This window comes from Desulfopila aestuarii DSM 18488, assembly GCF_900143695.1.
Taxonomy (GTDB): domain Bacteria; phylum Desulfobacterota; class Desulfobulbia; order Desulfobulbales; family Desulfocapsaceae; genus Desulfopila; species Desulfopila aestuarii.
Map to the genome: position 1 here is coordinate 101,395 of NZ_FRFE01000009.1, position 25,983 is coordinate 127,377.

A 25,983-nucleotide genomic window follows, 5' to 3' on the forward strand; every position below is an offset into this window, starting at 1 on the left:
GGTGAATGATTATGACATTATTCCATTTCCACCTGTTTCAGCAACAGGTCGTCACCGCCGCGGGTAGTGAGTAAGAACTCACCGCAATTGCCGCACTGGTCGGGCCGCTCGCCGGCGGTAACCTGCTCCTGGGAGCATGAAGTGCAGGTGTAGGTGACTTCAGGAACTTCTATGACCAGCTCCGTTTCCTTGAACATTGGTTCCTGGGCAGAGAGGATCTCAAAACCGAACTGGAAAGAGTCGACGACCACCCCGCACAAGGGGCCGATTTCCATGGTGACCTTCACAATCCGGGTGGCGTTATTTTCTGCGGCAAGACTTTTTAACTGCTCGAAAAGGCCTTGCACCAGCGACATCTCATGCATGGTGTTCCCTTAAGCTGTTTCCTTGCGGCGTACGTCAACGCCCAGGTCTTTTACACGCTGTACGATCATCTCGGCTACTTCGACCTTGCGCGCTTCCGCCTTGTCGGAGAGTTCGATACTCTCGGTCAGTTCTTTGGGGATGATGGTGTAGAATTCGACTTCCTCAGGATGCTCGCCACGCAACTTGCAGACCTCAAGAATTTCAAGCAAGCCAAGCTGGTGGGGGGACATCCTGGTCTGGAAGGTGCCTGCCTTCACATCGGCTAATGAGAAGAAGTGGAAGGAACCGGGCTCGCCCTGGATGTCCACCACGTCAATCACCAGTACCGGATCGCAGGTCTCGAGAAATGGTGCCATATAGATGCCGGCGGTACCGACATCCTGGATATCGACGTTGTCAGGAAAATCATAGTTGTTTTGCAGGTATTGTACTACGTGGACACCAAAACCTTCGTCCCGTAACAGCAGGTTGCCGATACCGGCAATGCCGATCTTTTTTACTTCGTTCATGTCACTTCCAATTGTTGATTTCAGCAGATGCGCGGCAGCGGCTCGCCATGGAGCGGGGTTACCACTCTTGAGCCGCCGACAGGGGTGTTAATCACCACCCGGCCGGCTTTGCCTTGGGTCATTGTGCCAATGATCACCGCTTCCGCCCCTTCCGGGGTAGAACGCATGATTTCAAGTGCTTTTGCAGCCATGTCACCTTGGACTACAACAAGGCATTTGCCCTCATTGGCGAGATAGAGCGGTTCAAGCCCCAGCAGTTCGCAGGCGGCTCGTACGGTGGGGCGTACCGGCAGGTCTTCATCTTTTAACTCAATGGCAAGTTCACTGGCTGCAGCAATTTCATTGAGTGAAGTGGCGACGCCACCCCGGGTGGGGTCCCGCATGGTGCGGATTGCCTCAGGCATCTCAGCAAGCAGTTTTGCAACCAACCGGTGCAGGGCCCTGGTATCGCTTTTCAGGTCTCCCTCCATGGAAATTCCGGCCCGGCGAGTCATGATGGTGATGCCGTGATCTCCGAGAGTACCCGAGAGGATGACAGCATCGCCAGCCTTGGCATTTTTCGACGAAATGTTGATACCGTCGGCAACAACGCCGATGCCGGAGGTATTGATAAAGATCTTGTCGCCTTTACCCTTCGGTACAACCTTGGTATCACCGCAGACAATCGGTACCCCGGCCTCCTTGCAGGCTTCTGCTATCGAGATGATGACCCGCTCAAGCTCGTCGAGGGAAAGCCCCTCTTCAAGGATCAGGCCGAGGCTGAGGCATATGGGCTTTGCTCCACGCATCGCAAGATCATTGATGGTGCCATGCACCGCCAATTTACCGATATCGCCGCCGGGAAAGAAAATGGGATCAACTACATAGGAATCGGTGGTGAACGCCAGCCGACCCGGTTGGTTGTCGATAACAGCACTGTCCTCGAGGCTGTGAAGCGTCGGGTTATCAAGATATTTGAGAAACAGGTTGCCGATCAGCTCCTGGCTGGCCAGCCCGCCGCTACCATGATCAAGAAGAATGGTTTTTTCTGTCATGCAATTGCTCGTTTATACACGTAATAATAAACAGACCTGAGAGCGGATGTCGAGTTAACCCCGGTGTGCTCATTTGGAATGAATATCTTGAAATGGGACTAGATATCCTGGCCGTATTTATGGTAAGCGGCACAGGTTCCTTCACTCGATACCATGCACGGGCCGATAGGGCTGGCCGGGGTGCAGCGCTTGGCAAAAAGCGGACAATCCTTCGGGGTGTTGATTCCTTTTAAGATCTGGCCGCACATGCAACCCTTGGCTTCCTGGGACGGTGGCAGCTTGATATCAAGACGGACCTCGGCATCGAAGTCGCTGTATTTGTCACGGATCTTGAGGCCGCTGCCGGGGATGACACCGAGACCGCGCCACTCCATGTCGGCCGGTTCGAAAATTTCATCAACCATTTTCTGGGCGCGGGGGTTGCCTTCCCAGCTGACGACGCGGGGGTAGACATTTTCCACCTTGATGTCACCGGTTGCAACCTGCCGGGCCAGCATGATGAGGCCTTTTACCAGGTCGGCGGTTTCAAAGCCTGCTACCACGCAGGCAAGACCATACTTTTTCGCCAGTGGCTCATAGGCGCCGGCTCCGATGATTGACGAAACATGACCGGGACAGAGCAGACCATCGATCTTCAATTCAGGATCGTCCAAAAGGGCGATGAGAGGTGGCGGCATGGTCTTCTGGGTGGAAAAGACCACAAAATTTTTCACGTTCTGGACCTTGGCAGCCATGATGGTGGCGGCGATACCGGGTGTAGTGGTCTCAAAACCGACCCCGAGGAAGACCATCAGCTGATCGGGATGCTGTTTGGCAATTTCAAGAGCGTCCATTGGCGAATAGACGATGTCGATTTTCGCACCACGGGAGCTGGCGTTGGCTAGAGATCCGTTTGAGCCGGGTACCCGGAACAGGTCGCCGAAGATGGCGACGCGCACGCCGGGCCGGTCGGCCATACCGATAAACGCGTCCATATGTGGCGCGGAGGTCACGCAAACCGGGCACCCCGGGCCTGAGACAAGCTCCATTCCTTGCGGCAGGACGGTGCGCAGCCCATTGCGAAAGATCGCCATGGTATGTGAGCCGCAGACTTCCATGACCCGGAGCGGTTTGGTAACCGCTCGCTGCAACTCCTCAACCAGTGGTTTCACCAGTTCGAGGTCGCGATATTCGTCAAGATGTTTCATTCTTCATTCACGTTGAGCGGTGAGAGCAACTCTTCCGGCATGGTATCAGCAAGCTGTTTCAAGAGCTCGAGGTTCTTTTTGGCTTCTTCTTCCACCAATGAATGGATTGCGAAACCGGCATGGATAATAACGTAATCACCAACCTGGGGCCAGTGGTCGACGATGTCGAGTCTGACTTCTTTCTGGATGCCATCGGCATCGACGGTGGCTATCTGGCTGGTGGTGAAATCGTCGGGATCACCTTCAACCTTTACCACCCGCATGGGTATTGCGAGACACATGTTGCAGACCTCCAATAATTGTCTGGCCAAAAGAGATGGCACCGTCGTTGACCGGCAGTGCCATTCCGGTAAAAATCTGTAGATCTTTTGTTTTGAGAGTGCGGAGCAATCCTTCCTGCAACAGACTGTTCTGCATGGAGCCACCGGCAAGCACCACCTGCCGGATACCTGTCATCCGGGCCAGTCTTGCGACTAACTCGGCGATGGTGGCGATGAGCTGAAAATGAAACAAAAGGGCGGCTTGTCCTGCACTGTTTCCGCCGGCCTGGGCAGCGAGTGCCAATCTAACAAATTCTGTTGAACAAATCTCCATTTTTCCGCCCTTCTCGCACAGTAGTGTCGGGGTCTTCAGTTCGCTGAAGGCCGGAATATCATTGAACCACGTGCTGGTTGCTGCCTGTTTTGCCAGTGCTTCCAACTCGATCGCGGCCTGACCCTCGTAACTGATGTGCTGCCGAATAGAGAGCAGAGAAGCGATGGCATCGAAAAGGCGCCCGCAGCTTGAGGTGAGCGGGGTATTGAAACCATTGGCGAGCATGGTGTTGATCACCGCACGTTTCTCCTGAGGTATAGCAAGGATGCCGGGCGGTAACGTGTTATCCGGCCAGGGTGCCCTGCCATTTGCCAGGTAGAGGGCGGCAAGACCCATCCGCCATGGTTCGGTGGCGGCGGCATCGCCACCGGGTAACTGGAGATGTTCAAGGTGTGCAAGGCGCTGAAAGTCGGTCAGTTGCGCAAGCAAGACTTCGCCGCCCCAGATCGTGCCGTCATCACCAAAGCCGGTACCGTCCAGCACCACTGCTAGCACCGGATCTGTAAGACCATGTTCGGCCATCACTGCCGCGGCATGGGCATGGTGATGTTGCACCCGATAGAGGGGTAGGCCCAGTTCGGCAGCGTAGCGGCTGCTCATGTAATCGGGATGCAGATCGCAGACAGCGATCTCCGGATCAATCTGGAACACCTTTTTCAGGTGTTCGATCGATTCGGTATAAAAATCATAGGATTCGAGATTGAACAGGTCGCCAATATGCTGGCTGGGGTAAACGGAGTTCTCCCGGCCTAGGCTAAAAGTGCTTTTCAATCCAGCCCCACAACCAATCACTTCCGGCAGTTTCCAGACAATTTCAACGGGAGAAGGGACATAACCCCTGGCCCGTCGATATATCTGGGGCTTGTCAGCTACTATCCGTACCACCGAGTCGTCTACGCGCGTTACGATTTCACGGTTGTGCAGCAGGAACGCATCGGCGATGTGGGCAAGGCGTTTAAGCGCATCGTCGTTGGTTGTGCAGATGGGTGCCCCGCTGACGTTACCTGAGGTCATGACCAGAACATCAGGGCAATCGTGCGCCTGGAAAAGCAGGTGTTGAAAAGGGGTGTAGGGCAGCATGACGCCCAGTTCGCTGACATGCGGGGCCAACGCTTCCGGCAGCGCGAACGGTTCGTTCTTCTGCAGCAATACAATAGGGTGCATCGTGGAGAGGAGTAGTTCTTCTTCCTGCTCGCTCACCCGGCAATACTTTCTGATGGATGCAACATCGGGCATCATCACTGCAAGAGGTTTGTCGGGGCGACCCTTGCGGTTGCGTAATAGCGTGATGGCGCTCGCGGAATGGCCGTTCACCGAGAGGTGAAAGCCGCCTAGTCCACGCATCGCCACAACTTTGTCATTGGCTAATGCCTGCGCCGCTTCGGCAAGAGGTGAAACAGTATCGACCTGTGTCTCAGCCCCATTGTGCCAGGAAAGCTGCGGGCCGCATTCGCCGCAGGCGTTAGGCTGGGCATGAAAGCGCCGGTCCCGTGGATCAGCGTACTGGCTGGCACACACTTCACACATGGGAAAGACCTTCATTGAGGTCTTCGGCCGGTCATAGGGAATAGTCTCGACGATGGTAAAACGTGGTCCGCAGTTGGTGCAATTGATAAAGGGGTAATTATAGCGATGATCGCTGGGATCTCTCAGTTCTCTCAGGCAGTCGTCGCAAAGGGCAATATCGGGTGGGATGGCAGTCTTGGCGGAGCTTCCGGCAACGGAGGCGAGAATGGTGAAGCCCTCACCATCAAAGAGTCCGGCAAGCGGATGGTGATCGATTGAAGTGATCCGGGCCAGAACCGGAGCCTCAGTTTTCAACCCTTCCAGAAACAACACAAGCCCATCGTCTTGAGCGTATGCCCGGATAAGCACGCCGTCACTGGTGTTGGTCACCGTGCCGGCAATCCCAAGACGAGAGGCCAGGTTGTAGACAAAGGGCCGAAATCCTACACCCTGGACAGTGCCCCGGATGAGGATTTCGAGCCCGCTCTGCTCTTTATTTATGCAAAAACTTGTCACCGGTAAAAATCGAGGAAATGATTCCCTCCGGCTCTTTCACGTCGTTCCAGATGCACAGATAGACATGAATGAGTGCGAACATCATGAACCACCACATAAGCAGGTGATGGAGGTACCGACCCCACTGCTGATTGCCGAAAACGGCGGTCCCGATGCCTTGCCAGGTGGCAACTTCCGGGAACAGCATGAAGAAGCCGCTGATGATCATGAATATAGCGACGACAAAGGTGAAAAGATAGGTCAGACCGGCCAGTACGTTGTGGCCGAGACGAACCTCATGATTTTCACTGATGTAGGCATAGCGCAGGATGGTGGAGAAGAGATTCTTGATATTCCGCGGGGTAATCGGCAGAATATCCCATACTCTTTCCTGCTTGTTGCCGAAAATGTACAGAAATGTACGGATAATAATTGCACCGGCAAAAACATAACCGGCAGTAAAATAGATGAAGCGCGCGAATGCCATGGGGAAACTCGCGCTACCCTCGATCATTGTGTTGGTCCACGGCCCGTTGATGTAGAAGCCGGTGATACACAGGGTCACAATTGACAGGGCATACATCCAGTGAAAGAGCCGGAACAGTACGCTCCAGCATTTCTTTTTCTCATATGTAGCCATGGTAGTTACCTCCTACGGTATATACCGGAAAAGTAAGGTTGTGGTTGTGTTGAAACTGTTATTACAGAGCCTTCACTTTAACCGTTTCCTTGCCTTCCGGATCAAGCATGTGAACCGCGCAGGCGATACATGGGTCAAATGAGTGGATGGTACGCAGTACCTCAAGCGGACGCTCCGGATCGGCGATCGGGTTGCCCATAAGTGATGCTTCGTACGGTCCGAGCTGGCCCTGTTCGTCGCGTGGGCCGGCGTTCCAGGTTGATGGTACAACACACTGGTAGTTTTTGATCTTGCCGTCCTGGATAACGATCCAGTGAGAGAGCAGACCACGCGGTGCCTCGTGGACACCGACGCCGCGCTGTTCGCCTTTCGGGAAGACCGGCGGATTGAAGATCTCGTAGTCGCCGGTGGCGATGTTGTTGACCAGTTTATCCCAGTGCTCGAGGCAGAGATCGGCCATAATGCCTGCGCGTACTGCGCGGGCGGCGTGACGGCCAACGGTACCGTGGAGGATTTCCGGTCCGACCTGGACGCCGGCAACGGCGCTGACGCGGGACAGGAAGGAGTCAACGGCTTTGATCGTTCTCTCATGACCCTGGGCGTAACCGACAACCATCTGGGCCAGCGGACCTACCTGCATTGGCTTGCCCTGGAAGCGAGGAGCTTTCAGCCAGGTGTACTTGCCTTCGTCTTCGAACTGGGTGAACTTCGGATCAGTGGATTCTTCCCACGGATGCTTGGACCAGTCGCCTTCATACCAGGCTTTGGAGATGGACTCTTCGACATTCTCGATGAAGTACGGGTCGGCGATGGTGGAGATAGGCTTGATGGTGCTGAGGTCGCCGTTCATGACGGTACCACCGGGCAGGTCGGCTTTGATGCCGGCTGCGTCGAGGAACATATCCGGGGCGGCAAGGTAGTTGGTAACACCGGCGCCGTAAGGCAGCCACTCTTTATAGAGGGCACCGACGGCGACAACATCGGTCATATAGACCATCTTGATGAAGTCGCGAACTTCGCTTACCAGCTGCTTGATGTAATAGAGCCGCTCCATGGTGACTGCGGTCTGGTTCTCCGGATTCAGGTTGGTGGTGACACCGCCGACGGAGAGGTTCTGGATATGCGGGTTCTTGCCGCTGATAATAGCGAGTGCCTGGGTGGCTTTACGCTGATAATCAAGTGCTTCCAGGTAGTGGGAAACAGCCATGAGGTTTGCCTCGGGTGGCAGTTTCATCGCAGAGTGGCCCCAGTACGCATTGGCAAACGGTCCGAGCTGGCCGCTGGCCACGAGTGCCTTGACCTTGTCTTTTACGGCTGCGAAACGTTTCGGGCTGTTGCCGTGCCAGTCTGAGAGACTGTCTGCCAGCTTGGCGGTGGCGACAGGATCCGCATCAAGAGCGGAAACCACGTCGACCCAGTCAAGGGCGGAGAGCGCGTAGAAATGAACGATATGGTCGTGCAGACAGTGGATTGACTGGACCATGTTACGGATGAGCTGGGCGTTGAGCGGGATCTGGAGTCCGAGGGCGTTCTCGACGGAACGTACGGAAGCAAGAGCGTGAACGGTAGTACAGACACCGCAGATACGCTGAACAAAGAGCCACGCGTCGCGGGGATCACGGCCCTTGAGGATGTTCTCAAGACCACGGTACATCTGGCCGGAAGACCACGCCTTGGTGACCTGGCCTCCGTCTACTTCGACATCTATTCTTAAGTGACCCTCAATCCGTGTGACCGGATCAATGGTAATTCGCTGAGCCATGTGCAAAACCTCCATGAAATATTGGTATACCGGAGAGGGTGAGAGAAACAGTGTTTCAGGCACCGGGCCGGTAAAAAATCACTGAACTTCAAAACGAGCTACTTATTCGTGGCTGCTTTTCCCTTTGATCAGGCCTTTACCAATGCCGACTGCGGCGTGGACGCCGATGGCGGCCGCGGTTACGCCGAGGACCTTCTTGCCGATATTGTCAGCATCTTCAACAATGCCGGTACCGGGGATCTTGACCTGCGGAAGTCTGTCGTAGAACGGGGTCATGGTATCCCAGAAATTCGGTTCGGTACAGCCGATGCATCCGTGACCGACGGATACCGGCCAGACTTCTACACCGTTAAAACGGACAGCCGGGCAGTTGGAGAAGGTTTCGGGGCCTTTGCAGCCGACTTTATAAAGGCAGTAACCCATCTGGTGGGCTTCGTCACCGAACTGCTCGACAAAGCGGCCTTCATCAAAGTGAGCACGTCTTTCGCAATGGTCATGGATTCTGCGACCATAGGCAAACAGCGGACGGTTCAGCTTGTCCATCAGTGGAAGACGGTTGAAGGTGAGGTAATGGAGGATTGTGCCAAGGAACGAGACCGGGTTCGGCGGACAACCTGGGATATTAACAATTGGTTTGTCTTTGACCAGATCCCAGACACCGACGGCGCCGGTTGGGTTTGGAGCCGCAGCCTGAACACCACCGAAGGTAGCGCAGGTGCCGATGGCGATGATCGCGGAAGCCTTAGGAGCTACTTCAGCCAGTATCTCCATAGCGGTTTTGCCGGCGATCATGCAGTGGATACCGTTATCCTTGGTCGGGATTGCGCCCTCAACCACCAGCAGGAACGGGTGATTGTTGACGGTCTCGTGCAGGTTATGCTCAGCCTGGTGACCCGCGGCTGCCATGACGGTCTCATGGTAATCAAGTGAAATAATGTCGAGAATCAGTCGAGCAAGATCTGGGTGGGAAGAGCGCAGAAGGCTCTCCGTACAGCCTGTGCACTCCTGAAAGTGCAGCCAGATGACCCGAGGGCGTTCGCCTGAGGCCGCAGCCTCCACCATTTTCGGGATCATTGCTTCGGACAGCCCCAAGGCGGCAGCCGCCATTGTGACGCCCTTGAGGAAACCGCGGCGATTCAGCTGCGGATCCAGATGTGTGTTTACCGTGTCTGCCATATCAACCTCCTGTTGCTGTAACAACATTTTTGCGCAAAAAGCGCGAATGCGCCGGCATGAAAAACCGGACAAAAGTAAGACCTGCAGCCTAAGCCGCATCCTCCAGATTTTCAGTGCGCCAGGAAATCCGTGGAGGATTGGGCAAAAAGGGCAATGCTACGTTGAAGCAATCTGAGATGTACTTAGAAATTATTGTGCATAAATGCAAATAAAATGACATTACAGCATATCAAAAATAGTTGCAATAGTTGTTGATGATACTGATGTATTGAAGTTTGTGCAATAAAAACAACACAGTGTGGCAATATTCATCGAAGTGTAACATTGTAGTGATCTTTGCAGGGGATTGGGCGAGATGGTCGGAAGGGCTATTATTTTTTCAAACCAAAGATGCCTTTTTTCGAGCGGGGGGCGAAGGCGGGTTTGTTGCGCTTTGAGGAAGAATCCTTTGAAGATGTTGACTTGGGCGATGTGTGCATATTGGGCACATTGTCAAGATGGACGCTGGAGGTCTCTTTGCCTGAGATGGCTTCCAGATAGCAGTTGTAAAACACAGAGCACTGCTTGAAGTAGCTTTTCCGGCGCAACCATTTCGGCCACGAGTCATTCTGCCGGTTATGGATAAGGGCGCTGAGGTTGGTGAGAAGTGCGGCAATATCCTGGCGAATGGCTCGACTGAGGTTCAGCTGGGTTCCGATTTCGCGGTCGATGTCCGCACGGATTTTTTTGCCGATCTGAAAAAGGACTGGCCCTTTAAACTTCTCGGAAAAGAGACCGTAGCTGGCGTCAGCCCAGGGGATGAGGATCAGCGCCAGCATGAAGTAATCAGGTTGCCGGGAAATGCGGTTCTCCTTGGCCACGCGATTGATCCGGTCTATCATGGTGAAGATGTCGCCAAGGAATTTGCGGCAGGGGGTTCCGTCTGCCATGGTGGCGTAAATCGACTCTCGATAAATCTGGAAAAGGTCGATGAAAATCCCTGATTCAACGGCCAGTTTGTACCAGGGTGCGGCTGCACCACTATATATATCCTTGAAGGTTTCGTCGCGGAGTCTTGATGGGGGACAGAGGCGGAGCTTGGCGTGGTTGTCGCAGATGGCCTGCCAGGATTGTTCCTCGATAGTAAAGCCGTTTCGAGCTGCATGCCGAATCGCCCGCAGCATTCGTACCGGATCCCTGTTGATCCGTTTATCAGGGGTGCCGACGATACGGATGATGGAATGGTCGAGATCTTCGACCCCGTTCACATAATCGATAATAGTGTTGTTCTCGATTTCATAAAACAGGGAGTTGATGGTCAAGTCACGCCGCTGGGCATCCTGATCAAGCGAACCAAAGGTATTGTTTGGCGCGAGCACCGCCTGGGGGCCGTCGAGATCGTGTTCGGAAAGCGAACGAAGGGTGGAAACCTCGACGACATGGCCGTTTCTGAAAAAGACCTGGACGAGTCGAAATCGCCGGCCAATGGTTTTTGAGTGGGGAAAAAGCTTTCGGATCTGGCCGGGACGGGCATCAGTACTAATGTCGAAGTCCTTCGGCTCTTTGTCAAGATAGAGGTCCCGTACTCCGCCGCCAACAAGGTAGGCGGAAAAGCCGGCCTTGTTGAGCTTCTGCATGACATACAGGGCGTCCTGATTAATCATCTCCCGGGTGATCGGATGATCGCCGGGAGAGATGACACGGGCGGTGAGGGGCGGCGCCGAGTTAACGGGCAGTCGGGATTCCTCTTCTGGTTTCATGCGTGTTGGCAGCTATCAGCAGGCGGGAGCGAATCCCTTTCCTTCCTTGTAGACCGATTCCGCCTGTTCCTTGAATAAACGGAAAATTTCGGCAACGGGAAGAATCTCTTTCATCTTATAGGTATTTGCTCCAGCAAAAACCAGCCCTTCCTCGATATTGCCGGCTCGCGAGGCCGTGAGGCGCTCACTGATGCAGTAGTGATGGTCGCATTTTTTCAGGCAGAGGTGGAGACATTTTTTAGTGGAATGATCAACGCCGGCATTTTTTGCAGCAACAAACGGGGTTCTGATGGCCCGGCCCGGCATGCCGACCGGTGAGGAAGTAAGAACGATGTCTTCCTTATTGGCGTTGAGGTAGGCCTGCTTGAATTCATCGGCAACATCACACTCTTCGCTTAACACGAAACGGGACGCGATCTGGATGCCGTCGGCTCCATACTGATCCATCATCTCCGCCATTTCGTAGCCGTTGGTGATGCCACCGGCGGCGATGAGCGGAATATTTTTCACCACGTCACGGATGGGTGGGAAGATCTCTCTAAGTGGTCTGTCGGTACCGAGATGGCCGCCTGCTTCGGTGGCCTCAACGATAACCGCGGCTGCGCCAAGTTTTTCGGCCATTTTGGCAAGCGCCGGCGAGGAGACGATCATCACGATCGGGACGTTGTGTTCTTTGCCGATCTTGAATATATCACGGGAGAAACCGGCACCGGTAATGATCATGTCGACCCCGGCCTCGATTGAGCACATGACGAGATTGTAAAAATTCTTCATGGCATACATGATATTGACGCCGATAACGCCATCGGTCATGCTTTTGGCTTTGCGGATGTCAGCCGCCAGCTCCTCGGTGGGAAGCGCAGATCCGCCAATGACACCGATTCCTCCACAGGAGGCGACCGGAGCGGCCAGGGCAGAGGTGGATACTCGAATTGACATGCCACCCTGAATAAGAGGGAACTTGGCGGTAAACTTTCCAATGGTAAGGGACGGTAGCTTCATGTACTTCAAGACTCCTTATAAAAAAGTAGGTAGAGAGCAGAGACCGATAATGCCCGTCTTAGGTTTATTTGTCAAGCAGTCTAATAGTGCGTCAGAACGTGCAGATGGCCACATTGCAGAGAGAATTGCTCCACCAGGGATCCTATCATGGACTTTTTGCGGGATTTTTTGGCCGTGCTTGACAAAGGAGGAAAATTGCGTTTAATTTTGTTCTTTTTTGGTTAAGCTCTACTGTAATCACTTTTTTGTGCCTGTTGGAGATACTTTCGTGAAAATTACAGCCTTGAATGGCTTTAAAGATATTCTGCCGGGCGATATTGAGCTTTGGCAGCGAGTAGAAAGCACTGCCCGGGAAATTTTTTCGCGCTTTCAGTTTTCTGAATTGCGCCTGCCGATCCTGGAAAAAACCGAGCTTTTTGCCCGGTCCATCGGTGAAGCCACGGACATCGTCGAAAAAGAGATGTACACCTTTGTCGACAAGGGTGTCACCATGCGCCCTGAGACAACCGCCCAGATGATCCGAGCGTACATCGAACATGGTCTTTATGCGCAGCGGCCGATTCAGCGGCTCTTTACTATAGGCCCCATGTTTCGGCATGAACGTCCGCAGCTGGGCCGCCTCAGGCAGTTTCACCAGTTGGATGCCGAGGTACTGGGAACAGATAATCCCCGGATCGATGCCGAGGTTATGGCCATGGGCTCGATGTTGCTTGAGCGGCTTGGCATTTCGGTCAGCCTTGAAATGAATTCGCTCGGTTGCCCCGAATGTCGTCCCGTTTTCCGTCAGCGGCTTCTCGCTTTTCTTGAAGAGCGGATGGACCACCTCTGCGACGATTGCAAGAGAAGAAGCACAACCAATCCGTTGCGGGCACTGGACTGCAAAAATCCGACATGCCGTGAGCAGGTTGCCGATGCGCCGTCGATTCTCGATAACCTCTGCGAAGGGTGTGCCGACCATTTTCAGGTGGTCCGTTCCTGTCTCGACAAGTTAAAAGTACCATATTCTCTGAATAAGTTCATGGTACGCGGGCTCGATTATTATTGCCGTACGACCTTTGAGTTTATCACCGGAGATCTGGGCGCGCAGTCGGCGGTTGGCGGTGGCGGTCGGTATGACGGGCTTGTTGAAAAGCTTGGCGGCCCCAAAAAGACTCCCGGCATCGGGTTCGCCATGGGGCTCGAACGACTGGTCCTGCTTCTGCAACAGCAGGAGAAAGAACAGGAAAAGCGGCAGGAAGAACTGGACATCTTTGTCGCCGGACTGGGGCCGGTTGCCTCAGAGGTCTGTTTTGACCTGGTCCACGAACTGCGCAAGCAGGGGCTGCGGGTCGGTATCGACCATGAGGGCAAAAGCCTCAAGAGCCAGATGAAACAGGCGGACAAGGCTGGAGCTACCCATGTGCTGATCGTCGGCGAAGATGAACTGGCGAGAGGCGAGGGGGTACTCAGGAATATGACCAATCAGGAGCAGCAGGATATCGCTCTTGATCCGCAGGTGATCGGCACGAAGGTTAGCGGCCGTTAATTGGGCTTGCAGCAGGAAACTTAAGCGAACATATTTTTTCGAAAACCCCATCCATATGGTTGCGGGTTTTCGAATTTTCTCACATCTTTTCACCCTTTCGGGTGGAGACAACTCAACCAGACTGACATAATCATGGAATCAATGGGAAGCTTAGTCCGGACGCATTCCTGTAATGCACTCGGCAAGGAAAATATCGGTGAAGAAGTAACACTCATGGGCTGGGTTCTGCGCCGTCGTGACCATGGTGGCGTTATATTTATAGATCTCCGTGACCGGGACGGCCTTACTCAAGTAGTTTTCAATCCGGAGGTCAATCCCGCGCCCCATGCTAAGGCGCATCAGCTGCGCAGTGAATGGGTCCTGGCTGTACGGGGCAAGGTTTCGGCGCGGCCGGGTGATATGGCGAACCCCAAGCTTGCCACCGGTGAGATCGAGATCCTGGTCGACGAGCTCCGCATACTCAACACCAGTGAGACCCCGCCGTTCCCACTTGATGAGGAGGTCGAGGTTGGTGACATGCTGCGCATGCAGTATCGTTATCTCGATCTGCGGCGGCCGGAGATGGCGGCTAATCTGATCATGCGCCACAAAGCGGTCCAGTCCATCCGGAACTATTTGAATGACAGCGGCTTCCTCGATATCGAAACACCGATGTTGACCCGCTCCACTCCGGAAGGCGCCCGCGACTATCTGGTACCCAGCCGGGTCAATGCCGGAAAATTCTATGCGCTGCCCCAGTCCCCGCAGCTCTTCAAGCAGCTGCTCATGATCGCCGGTATGGACCGCTATTACCAGATCGTCAAATGCTTCCGTGACGAAGATCTGCGCGCTGACCGCCAGCCGGAGTTCACCCAGATCGATATGGAGCTCTCCTTTGTTGATGAGGAGCAGATCATCAAGGTGACCGAGGGCATGATCGCAAAGCTGTTCAAGGACACCCTTGGCCTCGACCTGAATCCTCCGTTCAAACGGATGGTCTACGACGAGGCGATTTCCCGCTTTGGCACCGACCGGCCGGACACCCGTTTTGGCCTGGAGCTGGTCAACCTCACCGACATCGCCAAAGCCTGCAGCTTCAAGGTATTCCGGACTATCGCCGACGAGGGCGGTACCGTGCGGGCCATCAACGCCAAGGGTTGCGCGAACTTTTCGCGGAAAGAACTCGATGATCTCACCACCTACGTGGTGCAGTTCGGTGCCAAGGGGCTTGCCTGGGTGAAGATGAAGGCGGACGGCGAGTGGCAGTCACCCATTGCCAAGTTCTTCACCGATGAGGAGAGGGCTGATATCACCAGGGCCATGGATGCGGTGGAAGGCGATGTTCTTTTCTTCGGCGCGGACAAACCGGCTGTGGTTTTCCAGGTGCTCTCAGAGCTGCGGCTTGAGCTTGCTCGTCGCCTTGATCTGTTGAAAAAGGATGTGTTCAACTTCACCTGGGTCACCGACTTTCCGCTCATGGAATATGACGAGAAGGAAAAACGATTCCAGGCGCTCCATCACCCCTTTACCTCACCGAGGGAAGAGGATCTCGACAAGCTTGAATCCGATCCGGGCAAGGTGTACAGCCGGGCTTACGATCTGGTGCTGAACGGCACCGAGATCGGCGGTGGTTCGATCCGTATTCATCAGCGCGACGTCCAGGCGCGGGTTCTCAAGGCACTTGGTATAGACGCCGAGGAAGCCAATGAGAAATTCGGCTTTCTGTTGAGAGCACTCGAGCTCGGCGCTCCGCCCCATGGTGGCCTGGCCTTCGGCCTTGACCGGCTGCTGATGCTGATCTGTGGCTGCAGCTCGATCCGGGACGTTATCGCTTTCCCGAAAACCCAGAAGGCGACCTGTCCCCTGACCGAGGCACCTTCCGGCGTCAGCAGGAAACAGCTGACCGAGCTCTATCTCCGCCCCGACTGGAAAGAATAATAGTATCCTTCCTTGACCCGGGATGGCCTCTGCCGTCCCGGGTTTCCTGCCCAATTTTACTTCTTTCGCTACCAGCCAAATTCCGCCAGCTGGACGAGAAAGAGATAGGTCCCTCCCAGCAGTAGTCCGCTCACCGTCAGTGTTGCCAGACCATAGGATGCCGCATTTCGAAGCGTACCAATCAGTTTCTGCACGCGTTCTTGACGCAGGGTTTTTCGTAGCAGGTGTGAGAAATCAGGGGTCGTGGTGTGGCTGCTGGTTGCGATCTGATTTCTGCCGATAAGTATCTGATTGTTGTGCATGGCGTCTCCTCCGTGATGTTGTTTGTTATTTCGGAGTATAGCCAGGGTGGGTTATCACAGAGTGACTACCCCCTCGTATTTTTTTCAGTTGATAGAGCTTTTTTTGGAGACGATAGCGGACTTGATTCTGTTCAGACGATAACTAGATTGTAGTATAGCGGCAAACATGCCGCAGACCCTTGAACAGGGAGGTTACGTTATGGCATTGAAAGAAGATATATGTAGAAAAATAGAAGAAATTATCCCGGAGGCCGGCAGATGTGGCACGGACTTCAGCGTAGAGTATGATAATCGCAATCATGCCTGGGTGGTCGACCTGCACCAGGGCAGGAGCCATTTGAAAACATTTGTTGAAGATACCGAGGCGGAAAATTGTCTGACTGGTGACAGATGCATTCCCCTTGGCTTGCAGATTGGTCAATTAAAGCGCAATATTGATCTCTATAGAACGTCTTGACATTTGGTTATTGCAGATTGGCGCATTACGGCTCATGGGCTCGCGGCGAAGGTAGAAACTTCGCCGCAATGTATCTCGCTTAAGCATCCATCAGTGCTGCTGTTTACCCATCGCCAGCAACTTTTCCAGGTCCTCACGATTAAAACGATAGCTGTCTCGGCAAAATTCACACTGCACATCAGCGCCGCCTTCGTGTTCCAGGAGGTAGCGTAGTTCCTCGTTGCCAAGTGAGAAAACCGCTTTTTCCATTTTGTCGCGGCTGCAGCTGCATTGGTAGTAGAGTTTGTTGCTGGCAGTGGTGTGGTACGGGATATCGGCGAAGAGATCGGCGAGAATATCCGCAGGTGATCGTCCACTTATAAGCTGTTCGGAAAAACGCGGCAGCGTTTGCACCCGTGTTTCGAGATTAACGAGAATGTTTTCATCCACCGGTGGTAGGGCCTGGATGAGATATCCACCGGCGGCGCTGATGGTGCCGTCAGGCTGTAGATGTACGCTCAAGGCCACGACCGAGGGAGTTTGTTCAGATTCCAGAAGGTAATAGGCAATGTCCTCACCAATCTCGCTGGTATAGAGCTGGATCATGCCTTGGTACTTGTGTTTGACGCCGATATCTTTGGTCACTGTTAAAAAACCCGCTCTGCCAAGCCCTGCGGCAACATCGATACAGCCGTTTTTTAGCTCCACGTCAGCCTGAGGATTGGCCACGTAACCACGAGTCCAGCCATCATAGCCCGCTTCGGTGATAATCTTGCCCAAAGGGCCACTACCTTCGAATTTAAGCTGGAGATGCTGGCCGTCTTTCATTAAGGCGGCAAGAAGAGCCGAGCCGGTGAGGGCCCGACCGAGTGCTGCCGCGGCGGTCGGACCAACGTCGTGTTTTCGGCAGGCCTCCTTGACGAGGTCGGTGGTGTTGCAGGCAAGGCCAAAGAGCCTGCCGTCATCTGCAATGATGCGGTGGAGAATGTCTGTCATGATATATCTTGATATTGAAATTGAGGGTTGGTCGTTTTGCGTTCTACGCTGTTACTATACCCGATAACCATTCAAGATAGGCCTGGCAATTATTGAAGGCCAGTGAAAAATTTCAGAATCAATGTGGGAGTACACGCTGATTCAACATGTTGCCAAACCAGAAAATCACATCTCTTTCTAATTCCGCTGTTTTCCTGGCCGCAAAAGTCTGGTATAAGATATGGTGTGCCACTTTACGTAAGGTGGAAATTGGAGATCAAACATAAGGAGGGTTTATGAAGCGCGCGATACTGATGGTGTTCTGTCTGTTACTGTGGGTTGGGCCGGCCTTTGCGCTAGAGGTTGCTGGGGTTTCCCTGGCCGAGAAGATTCAAGCGGCAGATGGTACGGAATTGACCTTAAATGGAGCGGGTATCCGTTCGAAACTGTTCTTCAAGATCTATGTGGCTGGTCTTTATCTGCAAAATCCTGCGAAAGATACGACAGCAGTGCTGGCTGACTCAGGTCAAAAGCAGATGCTCATGCATTTTCTCTATGACAAGGTGGAAAAAGACAAACTGGTGGCCGCCTGGAATGAGGGGTTTGAAGGTAATCTCAGTAAAGAGGCACTGGAAACCTTGGCAGATCGGATCGGCAAATTCAATGCAATGTTCACCGATGTGAAAAAGGATGACACCATCGTCCTTGAATATATTCCAGAAAAAGGTACCAGTGTCACTGTGGCTGGCGAAATGAAAGGGGTTGTCGAAGGCAAGGATTTCAGCGATGCTCTCTTTTCAATCTGGCTAGGTAAAAAGCCGGTAACTGAGGATTTGAAAAAAGCGCTGCTGAGCCAGAAATCATAGCAAGCGAAATTTTTGCAAGTCTGGCCAACTGGGGGGAGCTTTTCGAAGTGTCCCCCCATGTTGTTTTCCATTGCAGGTAACTCTGGTGAAAAGGAAAATGTCGATGGGAGATGAGTGTGGGAAAAGACCCTTCTCTCAGGCTCACAAGAAGCCTATGGTGCCAATGGAGTTTGTAGCACGTGCCAACCCTTAAATTGAAAAGCACGCATCATCTCTATTACCGCCAGATAGATGGAGAGTCTGGGAAGCCCTGCCTTGTTTTTCTGCATGAGGGGCTGGGGTGTATATCAATGTGGCGCGACTTTCCCGATCGCCTCTGTCAGCTGACAGGTTGTCCTGGCCTGATATATGATCGGCTTGGATATGGAAAGTCTTCTCCCTTGTTGCAATCTCGAAGCTTGCACTACTTGCATGAATATGCACTGGAAGAGTTGCCTGCGGTGCTGCAGGAGTTACTTCCCGGCAAACCCTACATCCTGATTGGTCATTCCGATGGTGGCAGTATCAGCCTTATCCATGCCTCAACACAACCTGTGAGCCTCAAGGCTGTTATCACCGAGGCTGCCCATGTTTTTGTAGAACCCGAAACAATTGCGGGTGTGAGAGGCGTATATGAGGCGTGGGGGAAGGGGCAAATGAAGGGGTTACGAAAATATCATGGCGACAAAACTGAGATGGTTTTTTCGTCCTGGGCAGAGACCTGGCTGTCGAGCTGGTTCACGCCATGGAACATTGAGCATCTGATACATTCTATTAACGTGCCAATGCTGATAATCCAAGGCGAAGATGATCTTTATGGTACCAGCGCACAGGTTGAGGCTATTGCAGCCCAATCAGCAAGTACAACCCGGATAAAGATGATTGCAGATTGTGGTCATTCTCCGCATCAGGAGCAGCCCGAGTTTGTATTGCAACTTATGGATGACTTTTTAGAAAAGTTTGGCAAATGAGCAAAACTTTGATTGTGTGAGACTGAAACAAAGGACAACTTGATCCTTTGTTTTTACAAGCGGAAATGGCATGATCGAAATCCTGTTCTGGTATAGCCTAGCGATGTTAAGGTGTTGCTAGATGTAAATATTCCCCGAAAAACAGCTCGTCGATAAATCGAGAGACAAAGATTCTGAAATAATCTTGAAATCATTATATTTTTCAAGAATAATCATTGATTAATCTTCGAAAGATATTGGTCTATATATCGAAGATTAATCCTCTTTATAGATAGTATCCGTAGTGTTTCTGTTCTAACATGATTTATACCACAACGTGGTGTTGTTTCCCTTTGATGTTTGCCATAGAATAACAGTACAAGATTTATGTAAATTTATTGCGAGATAAAGCCAAACCTGCCGGAAGGCAGGGACGGAAAGCTGCGGGTCTTAGTAGATAGCCGGGCTGCCTTGAAAAGGTAGCTCGGCTTTTTTTTTAAAGATCAATTCTAAACAATATATTCGAAATTCTATGTTCAATTTTTGAATTTTGGTCAAGCAATATGCCAGGCTGCCTGATCGTATTATTCAATACATTTCAAATGGAGGTAATGATAAGGAAAATATATTTTTCAAATTGTTGATGCATAGATCTCGTGGATGATGCTCTTAACAAAAGTACCTGAGTATTTACGTGCAGTGTTTGATTATGGGCAGCCTATTGGTTGTATGGATATGTGTTTTTCATTTGGGATTTTATTTACTTCTAATGGTACCACAACAAACAATATGGAGGTGGATAATGGCACTGAAAGAATATGGTACTTGGTTAAATGTGATCGTTATCATGAGTTTAGTTTCGTTCCTGTCTTCTTGTACAAAGACGAACACAACAGAGCCAGAGGCTTATAAGCAAGGCACTGAATACTTAGAAGATATGGGAGACGGAATTTGTCGCCAACATCCTTCGGGGTTGATCTGGCAAGCTGGTAAAAGTCCTAACTTTTCAAATTGGGAAGATGCTCATCAGTATGTGAATTCACTGGTTTTGGGGGGATTTGATGACTGGCGAATGCCAACGCCCGAGGAATGCCTTCGTCTCTCACGTCTGATCCAGGCGAAAAAGAGTAACTGTCCATTGGAAACTGGGGGAAACCATTGGGTGAGTAAAACCGATACTATTGAGGCTGGTCAATGGGAGAGCAATGTCCTTTGTGATGGCCCGATCTTTCGATGGACGAAAGATAAAAAAGGAACGGTGAAGGCTGTTCGCCCTTGATGAAATTGTTTGTAATTTTTTGTTTACTAGCCTGAGGCCACTGTAGAGCTTGTCGTTGCAGTGGCCGCAGTTCTTTAAGGCAAGGAATGATCCTACCCCTAAACGCCATGAAGGTCTGATAATTGAAACTGTAAAGCCTAGCTCTGCTGCCTGCCATCGGCAACGTTTTCACTGATGGCGCAATTCAATAGGTAAGCAGTGGAGCGGTTCCTGTATATTTCATTTCTCGAAGCTCTGTCATGATAAAATCTGCTACATCTGCTCTTGAGATCCGTGCCGAGGTTACCCCGGTCATATCTGTTATCACCTTGTAATTGCCGGTGCGAGGGCCGTTGGTAAGGCCTGCAGGTCGGGCTATAACCCAGTCGAGCCCGCTCTCCTCAATATATTTTTCCTGTATGTCCTTGTCGGTGTAGATAGTTTTCAAGAAGAGTGGTTTGAAGATTCGGTCATAGAGAAATCCACCATGACCTTTGCTATCGCCAGCGCCGATGCCGGTGACGCAGATGAGTCTCCGGACCTGATGTTCCTCCATGGCTGCAATGACGTTCAAAATTCCTTGTGAGAAAACAGTGACTGGTGAGAAGGTGATGGGGACGCCGATGGTCACGCAGACCGCCTCTTTTCCCTGTACCGCTGAATTGACGGTGTGGGCTTTTAGAATATCGCCTTGGATAACGGTGAGGTTGGGGGCAGCTATCTGAACCTTGTCAGGATGGCGCGCCAGTACCGTTACGGTATGGGCTTCGTCTAGGGCCTGTTTGAGCAACTCGGCTCCGATGCCCCGAGAAGCGCCGATGATAAGAATGTTCATGTTTTATGTCCCTCATTAGACGGTGGATTGGTGGAGGTGTTGATGATGCGAATCCTGTAGCCGCGGTACCGTTTGGCCATGACCTGCGACATGATAACGGTGCCGGCGATGGTCATGAACAGTGTGCCGAGAATGAAAAGCGTGATATTCAGCACGGTCGGGGAGAGAGCATGGAGGATAGAGTTGATCCACGTGCATCCTTTAATCAGTAGCAAACAACAGATACTGGCCACTACTATCCGCCAGGCAAAACACCATAACGACCGAATCGCGAGACTCGCCGGCACGTCTTCTGCCAGCAACTCGTTGAGCATGGGATCGGAAAGTGCTTCGCCTTGCTCCAGGCGTAAAGCCATCTCGTCTTGCAGCTGCTGCAGGCGCTCAGGGTATTTCTGGCTATCGAGATGGGCGAGACAGTAGTGCAGTTCGGCCAGGCTGTAGTCGGAATAGTTGGGTTCGTGCATTTCTCACCATATGATAGTGTGATGCCAACCTGAGTGCGATATCAAAACTATATGATTTTATAAAGAGTATGCAAGATGTTAGGTACGAAAAGTGTGCTATTGGTTGATGGGGAACCGGAGCGGCCAGTAAAAAGGTGATGGCCCCGAGGTGAAAATCCTTTATGTTAGGTTGGCTCATGACGGGTGCTGCTGTCAATGTCATGGGGACGGTTTTTCATTTCACCTTTGGTGGTTTCTCTTTTTTTCTTTTGACTCATGGATTCTCTTATGGATCTCTTTGCCGCTGCTGTCCCTTTTCTCAAAGTGCTTGCTGCTTTTTTCCTGATGCTTGTCGGTATGCGCTATAAAATCGGCCTGGCTCTTTCCATTCTGCTCGGTGGGATCTGTATGGGACTCCTGTTCGGGCTGGGCCCGGTTAAGATTGTCACCACCGGTCTTCTGGCACTTACCGGTGAGAAATTTCTCTTTTTGACCGCTATCGTTGGCCTCATCATGATTCTTTCCGACGCGCTTGAGCGTTCCGGCCAGTCCCGGCGGCTGATGGAGGCGTTATCCGGCTATCTTACCAGTCCGCGGCTGAGGCTGATTTTTTTTCCGGCTCTGATCGGCCTTTTGCCCATGCCTGGCGGAGCGATTTTCTCGGCACCCATGGTTAAGAGTATGGGGGAGGAGATGGCGATGAAGGGTGAAGATCAGGCCCTTGTTAACTATTGGTTCCGGCATGTATGGGAAACGGCCTGGCCGCTCTATCCCGGCATTATTCTTACCGTAGCCCTTGCGGATATTCCCATCTCTACCCTTATCTCAAAGACCTGGCCGGGTACGGTTGCTATGTTTTTCTTCGGCTGGCTGTTTTTGCTGCGAAAAGCTGTTCCGGCAGAGGAGTTGCATTTGAAGTCAGGATTGAGTAGCGGTAGAAATCCGGTTGTGGTTCTTCGCGAAGGGCTGCCGCTTATGGTCGCCATTATCGGGGCGATCGGTTGTGAGACATTACTGGCCCGTTATGCTCACCATATTCCTTTTGAGTGGGGCGTTATCGTGGCGTTGATAGCGGCGGTTGTGGCGATCATGGTGCAGAATAGTTTGGGCGCTCTATTTTTGAGGCAGGTGCTCACCAAGAAAAGTCTCTGGGTCATGTTGCTGGTGGTGGCGGCAATCTTTGTTTTCAAGGATATCATGCAGGAAGCGGGCATTGTCGAGGCGATGGCCGGAGCGGCCGGCAGCACCGTGGCGCTCTTTGCTGCCGCTGTATTTCTCCCTTTTCTGGTTGGGATGATTGCCGGAATCAACGTTGCCTTTGTCGGAGCCACTTTCCCGCTTCTGCTGGGTTTGTTGCACAATCTCGGTCTTGAGGTGCAGATCATTCCTTATCTGGTGCTCGCCACCTTTGCCGGTTTCACCGGGGTGATGATTTCCCCAATTCACATCTGCTTTGTTCTTACCTGCAACTATTTCGGGGCTGATGTTGGCCGTACCTGGCGACAGCTGGTGGCACCATGCAGCGGTTTTCTGGCCACCGGAATTGTGCTTTTCTATCTGTTATCTGCGGTGTGATAACATCTGTTTTTTTGTCCGCGATGTGGCGGTGGCGGTGAAAGGATCTTCCGGCCAGTAATGCTTTGGATAACGGCCCGCCAGTTCTTTGCGCACCTCGGGGTAGGTGGTACTCCAAAAGGAATGGAGGTCGCTGGTGATCTGCATCGGCCGTCCGGCCGGGGAGAGCAGATGCAACAGAATCGGTATCTGGCCGGTACAGATCGTCGGGGTCTCAACAAGACCGAAGAGTTCCTGCAGTCGGACCGCCAGAATCGGCAGTTCGCCCGGCGTGTAGGTGAGCCGGATGCGCGAGCCGCTTGGCACCAGGTAATGGCTGGGGGCGAGCTTTTCAAGCAGTTGCTGCTTTTCCCAGCTTAAGAGTGAGAGCAAGATGGTTTTCAGGTCAAGTTCGCGTAAGCGCTCAACCCTCTTCATGCCCTGACAATAGGGTGCGAGCCAGGAGAGATCCTCCATAAGTGTCGTATCGGCAAGATCTGGCCATTTTCCTGGTTGCCAATGGCGAAGGGCGCAAATCCTTGCCTGGATTTCACGTGCCTCGCGGCTCCAGGGGAGCTGTTCCGAACCGCTCTGCTGCACGCCTTCCAGAAAAGCTCTACCTATCTGTTCCTGGTTCGGGTCAGTCAGTACCTTTCTTTTCAATACAATTGCGCCAAGCTGGGTTTCTTCTTCGGCATTTACTCGTTTTTCCCGGCTATCCCAGCTGATAGACTCCACCTCCCGTATCAGATGGGTATGGTGCGTATAGAGGTCGTCTTCGCTGATAGGTGCGGCCAGGAAGATCCTGCCGTCACCTTGTCGGGCATCAAGTTGGGGGGCGACCAGTAGCTCGGTGCCGCACAAGGGATCTGTCGGCAAAATTACAGCCCCAGTGCCGATGGCAAGCTGGTAGCGGTTTGTGGAACCAGGTCGTAATCGGGCAATCCTGTCCGGATAGCCAAAAGCGAGCAGGTTGCCGATTTCGTTCAGGGCGAGACGCGACTCTTTTGGAGAAGCCAGCTGAGCGAGCCAGCCTTTGGCATCTTCCACCAGCCTTCGACAGTGCCCCTTGTCCAGATGCGGTGGAATATCGGTAGGCTTTTGGGCAAATCGAGCGAGGAGACGCACCCGTTCTTCGAGATCCGCGGAACTGTCCCGACCCTTGATGATATCGCGTTCGGCGAGGATGGCGGCGGTAAGCGATGCGGTCCAGGAAAGGCCGAGCGTTACTCCCTTAACCAGCATGACTCCGAGCCGGGGATGCATAGGCAGGGTGGCAACCCTGCGGCCTAGCGTTGTAATATGTCCTGTTCTGTCAAGCAGGGCGAGGCTTTGCAAGAGTTGCACTGCTGTCTCCCAGGCCGATGAACGTGGGGGATCAAGCCAGCGTAATTGTCCGGAGTCGGTCACGCCCCAGAGGGCTAGTTCGAGCACCAGTGATGAGAGGTCGGCGCCAATTATCTCGGGCGGTGTCTGGGCGAGCAGACTGTGTTCGACCTCTTTACTCCACAAACGAAAACAATGGCCGGGGCCAAGTCGTCCGGCACGACCGGCTCGCTGATCAGCGGAACTTTTGGAAATACGGAACGTGGTGAGCCGGTTCAGGCTGCTGCCATGATCGTAAACTGGACGGCGATAGTAACCGCTGTCGACCACTGCCGTTATATTCTCTATGGTGAGGCTTGTCTCGGCAATCGGTGTGGCCAGGATAATCCGGCGACGGTCATCGTCGCGGCGAAAAATACGATCCTGTTCCTGATGGCTGAGGTTGCCGTATAACGGCAGGATATGTGCTTCCGGTAATTTTTCGTTCAGCAATTGCCGGCATCGGTGGATGTCGCCTGTACCTGGCAGAAACGCGAGGATATCACCCGTAAGATTTTGGTAGGCATGCAATACGCCATAAGTTACCTGACTTGCAAGGGGGCTGTTCTGGTTGCGCGGGGGCAGGTGTTCGATCGTCACCGGATAACTGCGGCCAGAGGCTGTAATGTGCGGAGCACTGCCGAGAAGCTTGCAGATGGGAGCGGCATTGAGGGTGGCCGACATAACCAGAAGCCGCAGGTCATCCCGCAGTTCTGTAAGATCGAGACAAAGTGCGAGGCCAAGATCGGCCTGCAGGGAACGCTCATGGAATTCATCAAAGATGACCAGACCGACTCCGGTCAGTTCAGGATCGTGCTGGAGCCGGCGGATAAGAATGCCTTCCGTTACTACTTCAAGGCGGGTCGAGGCGGAGATGCGTGATTCAACCCGGGTACGGTAACCGACAGTGTTGCCCACGGTCTCGCCCAGCATTTCACTCATCCGGACTGCTGCAGCCCGGGCGGCAATGCGCCTGGGCTCGAGCATGAGAATCCTTTTGCCCAAGAATGTGGGTGAATCGAGCAGGGCTAACGGGGCAAGGGTGGTTTTTCCCGATCCGGTAGGGGCACTCAGCACGGCGTGAGCAGCTGCAAGGCTTTCTTGCAGCTGCTCAATGACTGTCGCAACGGGTAGCTCTGTATACCGCTTACGGATGAAAGCTAACGTATCACTCACAGCGGGCAAGGCTGAGGTCGGGTGAGCATGAGAGTCGTGTCAGATTTCGTCAACACCGCTAGGAATCAGGCAGATAAAGGTGAAATTCTCGGCTCCGCCATTCATGAACTGGTGCTCTTCGTTGCCGGGAATAAAAACGGCGGTACCACTGGTGACGGTCTGCCATTCACCATCCTTGTAAACCTTGCCGACTCCGGAGTGGATGAACACCTCATGTTCCCACTCATGGGAATGGCGGGGAGTAAAGCCTCCTGGAGCAAGGGTGAAGGAGCGCATGCAGAAGTTGTTGGCCTCGTCGTTCTTGCCGATTAACACCCGGCCGGTAACGCCGCTGGCGACTTCATTGTCAAACTTACGGGAAGGGGCATCGGTATAGTTCAGAATCTTCATAG

Annotated in this window: 24 protein-coding genes and 1 riboswitch; of the genes, 7 read left to right on the forward strand and 17 right to left on the reverse strand. The window is 52.9% G+C overall.

The window, feature by feature from the left end; translation table 11 throughout:
• Positions 1–17: 17 nt before the first annotated feature.
• The 11 genes from BUF15_RS10805 to BUF15_RS10855 all read right to left on the reverse strand — a co-directional run bounded on the left by BUF15_RS10805 (position 18) and on the right by BUF15_RS10855 (position 12,010).
• Entirely contained in the window at positions 18–365 is a 348-nt protein-coding gene (locus tag BUF15_RS10805; RefSeq protein ID WP_073613491.1) for a hydrogenase maturation nickel metallochaperone HypA/HybF, read from the reverse strand.
• 9 nt (positions 366–374) lie between these two features.
• Complete coding sequence (locus BUF15_RS10810) at positions 375–875, reverse strand: HyaD/HybD family hydrogenase maturation endopeptidase (protein WP_073613492.1); 501 nt, start codon at positions 873–875, stop codon at positions 375–377.
• A 20-nt stretch (positions 876–895) separates the two neighbouring features.
• On the reverse strand, positions 896–1,909 hold the full coding sequence (gene hypE, locus BUF15_RS10815) for a hydrogenase expression/formation protein HypE (RefSeq protein ID WP_073613493.1): 1,014 nt from the start codon (positions 1,907–1,909) through the stop codon (positions 896–898).
• A gap of 98 nt (positions 1,910–2,007) precedes the next feature.
• Positions 2,008–3,096 carry a hydrogenase formation protein HypD gene (hypD, locus tag BUF15_RS10820; protein ID WP_073613494.1) on the reverse strand — a complete coding sequence of 363 codons (1,089 nt, stop codon included), beginning with the start codon at positions 3,094–3,096 and terminating at the stop codon, positions 2,008–2,010.
• Positions 3,093–3,377 (reverse strand): HypC/HybG/HupF family hydrogenase formation chaperone, encoded by a 285-nt coding sequence (locus BUF15_RS10825; protein ID WP_073613495.1) that lies wholly within the window; start codon positions 3,375–3,377, stop codon positions 3,093–3,095. Before BUF15_RS10825 ends, hypD begins: the two co-directional genes overlap by 4 nt.
• Positions 3,340–5,712 carry a carbamoyltransferase HypF gene (gene hypF, locus BUF15_RS10830; RefSeq protein ID WP_084553874.1) on the reverse strand — a complete coding sequence of 791 codons (2,373 nt, stop codon included), beginning with the start codon at positions 5,710–5,712 and terminating at the stop codon, positions 3,340–3,342. Before hypF ends, BUF15_RS10825 begins: the two co-directional genes overlap by 38 nt.
• Positions 5,690–6,331, reverse strand: a complete 642-nt coding sequence (gene cybH, locus BUF15_RS10835; RefSeq protein ID WP_073613496.1) for a Ni/Fe-hydrogenase, b-type cytochrome subunit — start codon at positions 6,329–6,331, stop codon at positions 5,690–5,692. The genes hypF and cybH overlap by 23 nt, the downstream gene beginning before the upstream one ends.
• Positions 6,332–6,392: 61 nt before the next feature.
• The gene (locus BUF15_RS10840; protein ID WP_073613497.1) at positions 6,393–8,093 is read right to left on the reverse strand and encodes a nickel-dependent hydrogenase large subunit; all 1,701 of its coding nucleotides are present in this window, start codon (positions 8,091–8,093) and stop codon (positions 6,393–6,395) included.
• A gap of 102 nt (positions 8,094–8,195) precedes the next feature.
• Positions 8,196–9,269 (reverse strand): hydrogenase small subunit, encoded by a 1,074-nt coding sequence (locus BUF15_RS10845; RefSeq protein WP_073613498.1) that lies wholly within the window; start codon positions 9,267–9,269, stop codon positions 8,196–8,198.
• 371 nt (positions 9,270–9,640) lie between these two features.
• Positions 9,641–11,008 carry a tRNA nucleotidyltransferase/poly(A) polymerase-related protein gene (locus tag BUF15_RS10850; protein ID WP_073613499.1) on the reverse strand — a complete coding sequence of 456 codons (1,368 nt, stop codon included), beginning with the start codon at positions 11,006–11,008 and terminating at the stop codon, positions 9,641–9,643.
• A 15-nt stretch (positions 11,009–11,023) separates the two neighbouring features.
• On the reverse strand, positions 11,024–12,010 hold the full coding sequence (locus tag BUF15_RS10855; RefSeq protein ID WP_073613500.1) for an NAD(P)H-dependent flavin oxidoreductase: 987 nt from the start codon (positions 12,008–12,010) through the stop codon (positions 11,024–11,026).
• Positions 12,011–12,278: 268 nt separating this feature from the next.
• On the opposite strand from BUF15_RS10855, the gene hisS reads away from it, so the two are divergent.
• Together hisS and aspS are read left to right on the forward strand one after the other, a co-directional pair.
• Positions 12,279–13,535, forward strand: a complete 1,257-nt coding sequence (hisS, locus tag BUF15_RS10860) for a histidine--tRNA ligase (RefSeq protein ID WP_084553889.1) — start codon at positions 12,279–12,281, stop codon at positions 13,533–13,535.
• Positions 13,536–13,667: 132 nt separating this feature from the next.
• Positions 13,668–15,452, forward strand: a complete 1,785-nt coding sequence (gene aspS, locus BUF15_RS10865; RefSeq protein WP_073613501.1) for an aspartate--tRNA ligase — start codon at positions 13,668–13,670, stop codon at positions 15,450–15,452.
• Between the two features lie 68 nt (positions 15,453–15,520).
• Here the strand turns inward: aspS and BUF15_RS10870 are convergent, their stop codons facing one another.
• Entirely contained in the window at positions 15,521–15,754 is a 234-nt protein-coding gene (locus BUF15_RS10870) for a hypothetical protein (protein WP_073613502.1), read from the reverse strand.
• 199 nt (positions 15,755–15,953) lie between these two features.
• On the opposite strand from BUF15_RS10870, the gene BUF15_RS10875 reads away from it, so the two are divergent.
• Positions 15,954–16,211 (forward strand): hypothetical protein, encoded by a 258-nt coding sequence (locus BUF15_RS10875; protein WP_073613503.1) that lies wholly within the window; start codon positions 15,954–15,956, stop codon positions 16,209–16,211.
• A 90-nt stretch (positions 16,212–16,301) separates the two neighbouring features.
• Here the strand turns inward: BUF15_RS10875 and hslO are convergent, their stop codons facing one another.
• The gene (hslO, locus tag BUF15_RS10880; protein WP_073613504.1) at positions 16,302–17,186 is read right to left on the reverse strand and encodes an Hsp33 family molecular chaperone HslO; all 885 of its coding nucleotides are present in this window, start codon (positions 17,184–17,186) and stop codon (positions 16,302–16,304) included.
• Between the two features lie 275 nt (positions 17,187–17,461).
• On the opposite strand from hslO, the gene BUF15_RS10885 reads away from it, so the two are divergent.
• The 3 genes from BUF15_RS10885 (at position 17,462) to BUF15_RS10895 (ending at position 20,239) form a co-directional block, all read left to right on the forward strand.
• Entirely contained in the window at positions 17,462–18,031 is a 570-nt protein-coding gene (locus BUF15_RS10885) for a chalcone isomerase family protein (RefSeq protein ID WP_073613505.1), read from the forward strand.
• A 179-nt stretch (positions 18,032–18,210) separates the two neighbouring features.
• Positions 18,211–18,981 carry an alpha/beta fold hydrolase gene (locus BUF15_RS10890; protein ID WP_073613506.1) on the forward strand — a complete coding sequence of 257 codons (771 nt, stop codon included), beginning with the start codon at positions 18,211–18,213 and terminating at the stop codon, positions 18,979–18,981.
• A 379-nt stretch (positions 18,982–19,360) separates the two neighbouring features.
• Positions 19,361–19,434, forward strand: a riboswitch (cyclic di-GMP riboswitch).
• Positions 19,435–19,762: 328 nt separating this feature from the next.
• Positions 19,763–20,239 (forward strand): Lcl domain-containing protein, encoded by a 477-nt coding sequence (locus BUF15_RS10895; protein ID WP_073613507.1) that lies wholly within the window; start codon positions 19,763–19,765, stop codon positions 20,237–20,239.
• A gap of 184 nt (positions 20,240–20,423) precedes the next feature.
• Here BUF15_RS10895 and BUF15_RS10900 read toward each other — a convergent pair whose 3' ends face one another.
• Entirely contained in the window at positions 20,424–21,053 is a 630-nt protein-coding gene (locus BUF15_RS10900) for an NAD(P)-dependent oxidoreductase (protein ID WP_073613508.1), read from the reverse strand.
• A complete protein-coding gene (locus BUF15_RS10905) occupies positions 21,050–21,517 on the reverse strand; it encodes a hypothetical protein (protein WP_073613509.1) in 468 nt (155 codons plus the stop codon). The genes BUF15_RS10900 and BUF15_RS10905 overlap by 4 nt, the downstream gene beginning before the upstream one ends.
• 267 nt (positions 21,518–21,784) lie before the next feature.
• On the opposite strand from BUF15_RS10905, the gene BUF15_RS10910 reads away from it, so the two are divergent.
• Positions 21,785–23,071: a DUF401 family protein gene (locus BUF15_RS10910; RefSeq protein WP_073613510.1), complete on the forward strand. Its 1,287-nt coding sequence runs from the start codon at positions 21,785–21,787 to the stop codon at positions 23,069–23,071.
• Here the strand turns inward: BUF15_RS10910 and hrpB are convergent.
• On the reverse strand, positions 23,057–25,591 hold the full coding sequence (gene hrpB, locus BUF15_RS10915) for an ATP-dependent helicase HrpB (protein WP_159441283.1): 2,535 nt from the start codon (positions 25,589–25,591) through the stop codon (positions 23,057–23,059). The two genes, BUF15_RS10910 and hrpB, sit on opposite strands and share 15 nt — an antisense overlap.
• A 39-nt stretch (positions 25,592–25,630) precedes the next feature.
• The gene (locus BUF15_RS10920; protein WP_073613511.1) at positions 25,631–25,981 is read right to left on the reverse strand and encodes a cupin domain-containing protein; all 351 of its coding nucleotides are present in this window, start codon (positions 25,979–25,981) and stop codon (positions 25,631–25,633) included.
• Positions 25,982–25,983: the final 2 nt, after the last annotated feature.

What these genes read in the sequence shown, in the direction of transcription:
- BUF15_RS10805 (WP_073613491.1), bottom strand. Translation starts at nt 365, where the DNA reads ATGCATGAGATGTCGCTGGTGCAAGGCCTTTTCGAGCAGTTAAAAAGT.
- BUF15_RS10810 (WP_073613492.1), bottom strand. Translation starts at nt 875, where the DNA reads ATGAACGAAGTAAAAAAGATCGGCATTGCCGGTATCGGCAACCTGCTG.
- hypE (WP_073613493.1), bottom strand. Translation starts at nt 1,909, where the DNA reads ATGACAGAAAAAACCATTCTTCTTGATCATGGTAGCGGCGGGCTGGCC.
- hypD (WP_073613494.1), bottom strand. Translation starts at nt 3,096, where the DNA reads ATGAAACATCTTGACGAATATCGCGACCTCGAACTGGTGAAACCACTG.
- BUF15_RS10825 (WP_073613495.1), bottom strand. Translation starts at nt 3,377, where the DNA reads ATGTGTCTCGCAATACCCATGCGGGTGGTAAAGGTTGAAGGTGATCCC.
- cybH (WP_073613496.1), bottom strand. Translation starts at nt 6,331, where the DNA reads ATGGCTACATATGAGAAAAAGAAATGCTGGAGCGTACTGTTCCGGCTC.
- BUF15_RS10840 (WP_073613497.1), bottom strand. Translation starts at nt 8,093, where the DNA reads ATGGCTCAGCGAATTACCATTGATCCGGTCACACGGATTGAGGGTCAC.
- BUF15_RS10845 (WP_073613498.1), bottom strand. Translation starts at nt 9,269, where the DNA reads ATGGCAGACACGGTAAACACACATCTGGATCCGCAGCTGAATCGCCGC.
- BUF15_RS10850 (WP_073613499.1), bottom strand. Translation starts at nt 11,008, where the DNA reads ATGAAACCAGAAGAGGAATCCCGACTGCCCGTTAACTCGGCGCCGCCC.
- BUF15_RS10855 (WP_073613500.1), bottom strand. Translation starts at nt 12,010, where the DNA reads ATGAAGCTACCGTCCCTTACCATTGGAAAGTTTACCGCCAAGTTCCCT.
- aspS (WP_073613501.1), top strand. Translation starts at nt 13,668, where the DNA reads ATGGAATCAATGGGAAGCTTAGTCCGGACGCATTCCTGTAATGCACTC.
- BUF15_RS10870 (WP_073613502.1), bottom strand. Translation starts at nt 15,754, where the DNA reads ATGCACAACAATCAGATACTTATCGGCAGAAATCAGATCGCAACCAGC.
- BUF15_RS10875 (WP_073613503.1), top strand. Translation starts at nt 15,954, where the DNA reads ATGGCATTGAAAGAAGATATATGTAGAAAAATAGAAGAAATTATCCCG.
- hslO (WP_073613504.1), bottom strand. Translation starts at nt 17,186, where the DNA reads ATGACAGACATTCTCCACCGCATCATTGCAGATGACGGCAGGCTCTTT.
- BUF15_RS10885 (WP_073613505.1), top strand. Translation starts at nt 17,462, where the DNA reads ATGAAGCGCGCGATACTGATGGTGTTCTGTCTGTTACTGTGGGTTGGG.
- BUF15_RS10895 (WP_073613507.1), top strand. Translation starts at nt 19,763, where the DNA reads ATGGCACTGAAAGAATATGGTACTTGGTTAAATGTGATCGTTATCATG.
- BUF15_RS10900 (WP_073613508.1), bottom strand. Translation starts at nt 21,053, where the DNA reads ATGAACATTCTTATCATCGGCGCTTCTCGGGGCATCGGAGCCGAGTTG.
- BUF15_RS10905 (WP_073613509.1), bottom strand. Translation starts at nt 21,517, where the DNA reads ATGCACGAACCCAACTATTCCGACTACAGCCTGGCCGAACTGCACTAC.
- BUF15_RS10910 (WP_073613510.1), top strand. Translation starts at nt 21,785, where the DNA reads ATGGATCTCTTTGCCGCTGCTGTCCCTTTTCTCAAAGTGCTTGCTGCT.
- BUF15_RS10920 (WP_073613511.1), bottom strand. Translation starts at nt 25,981, where the DNA reads ATGAAGATTCTGAACTATACCGATGCCCCTTCCCGTAAGTTTGACAAT.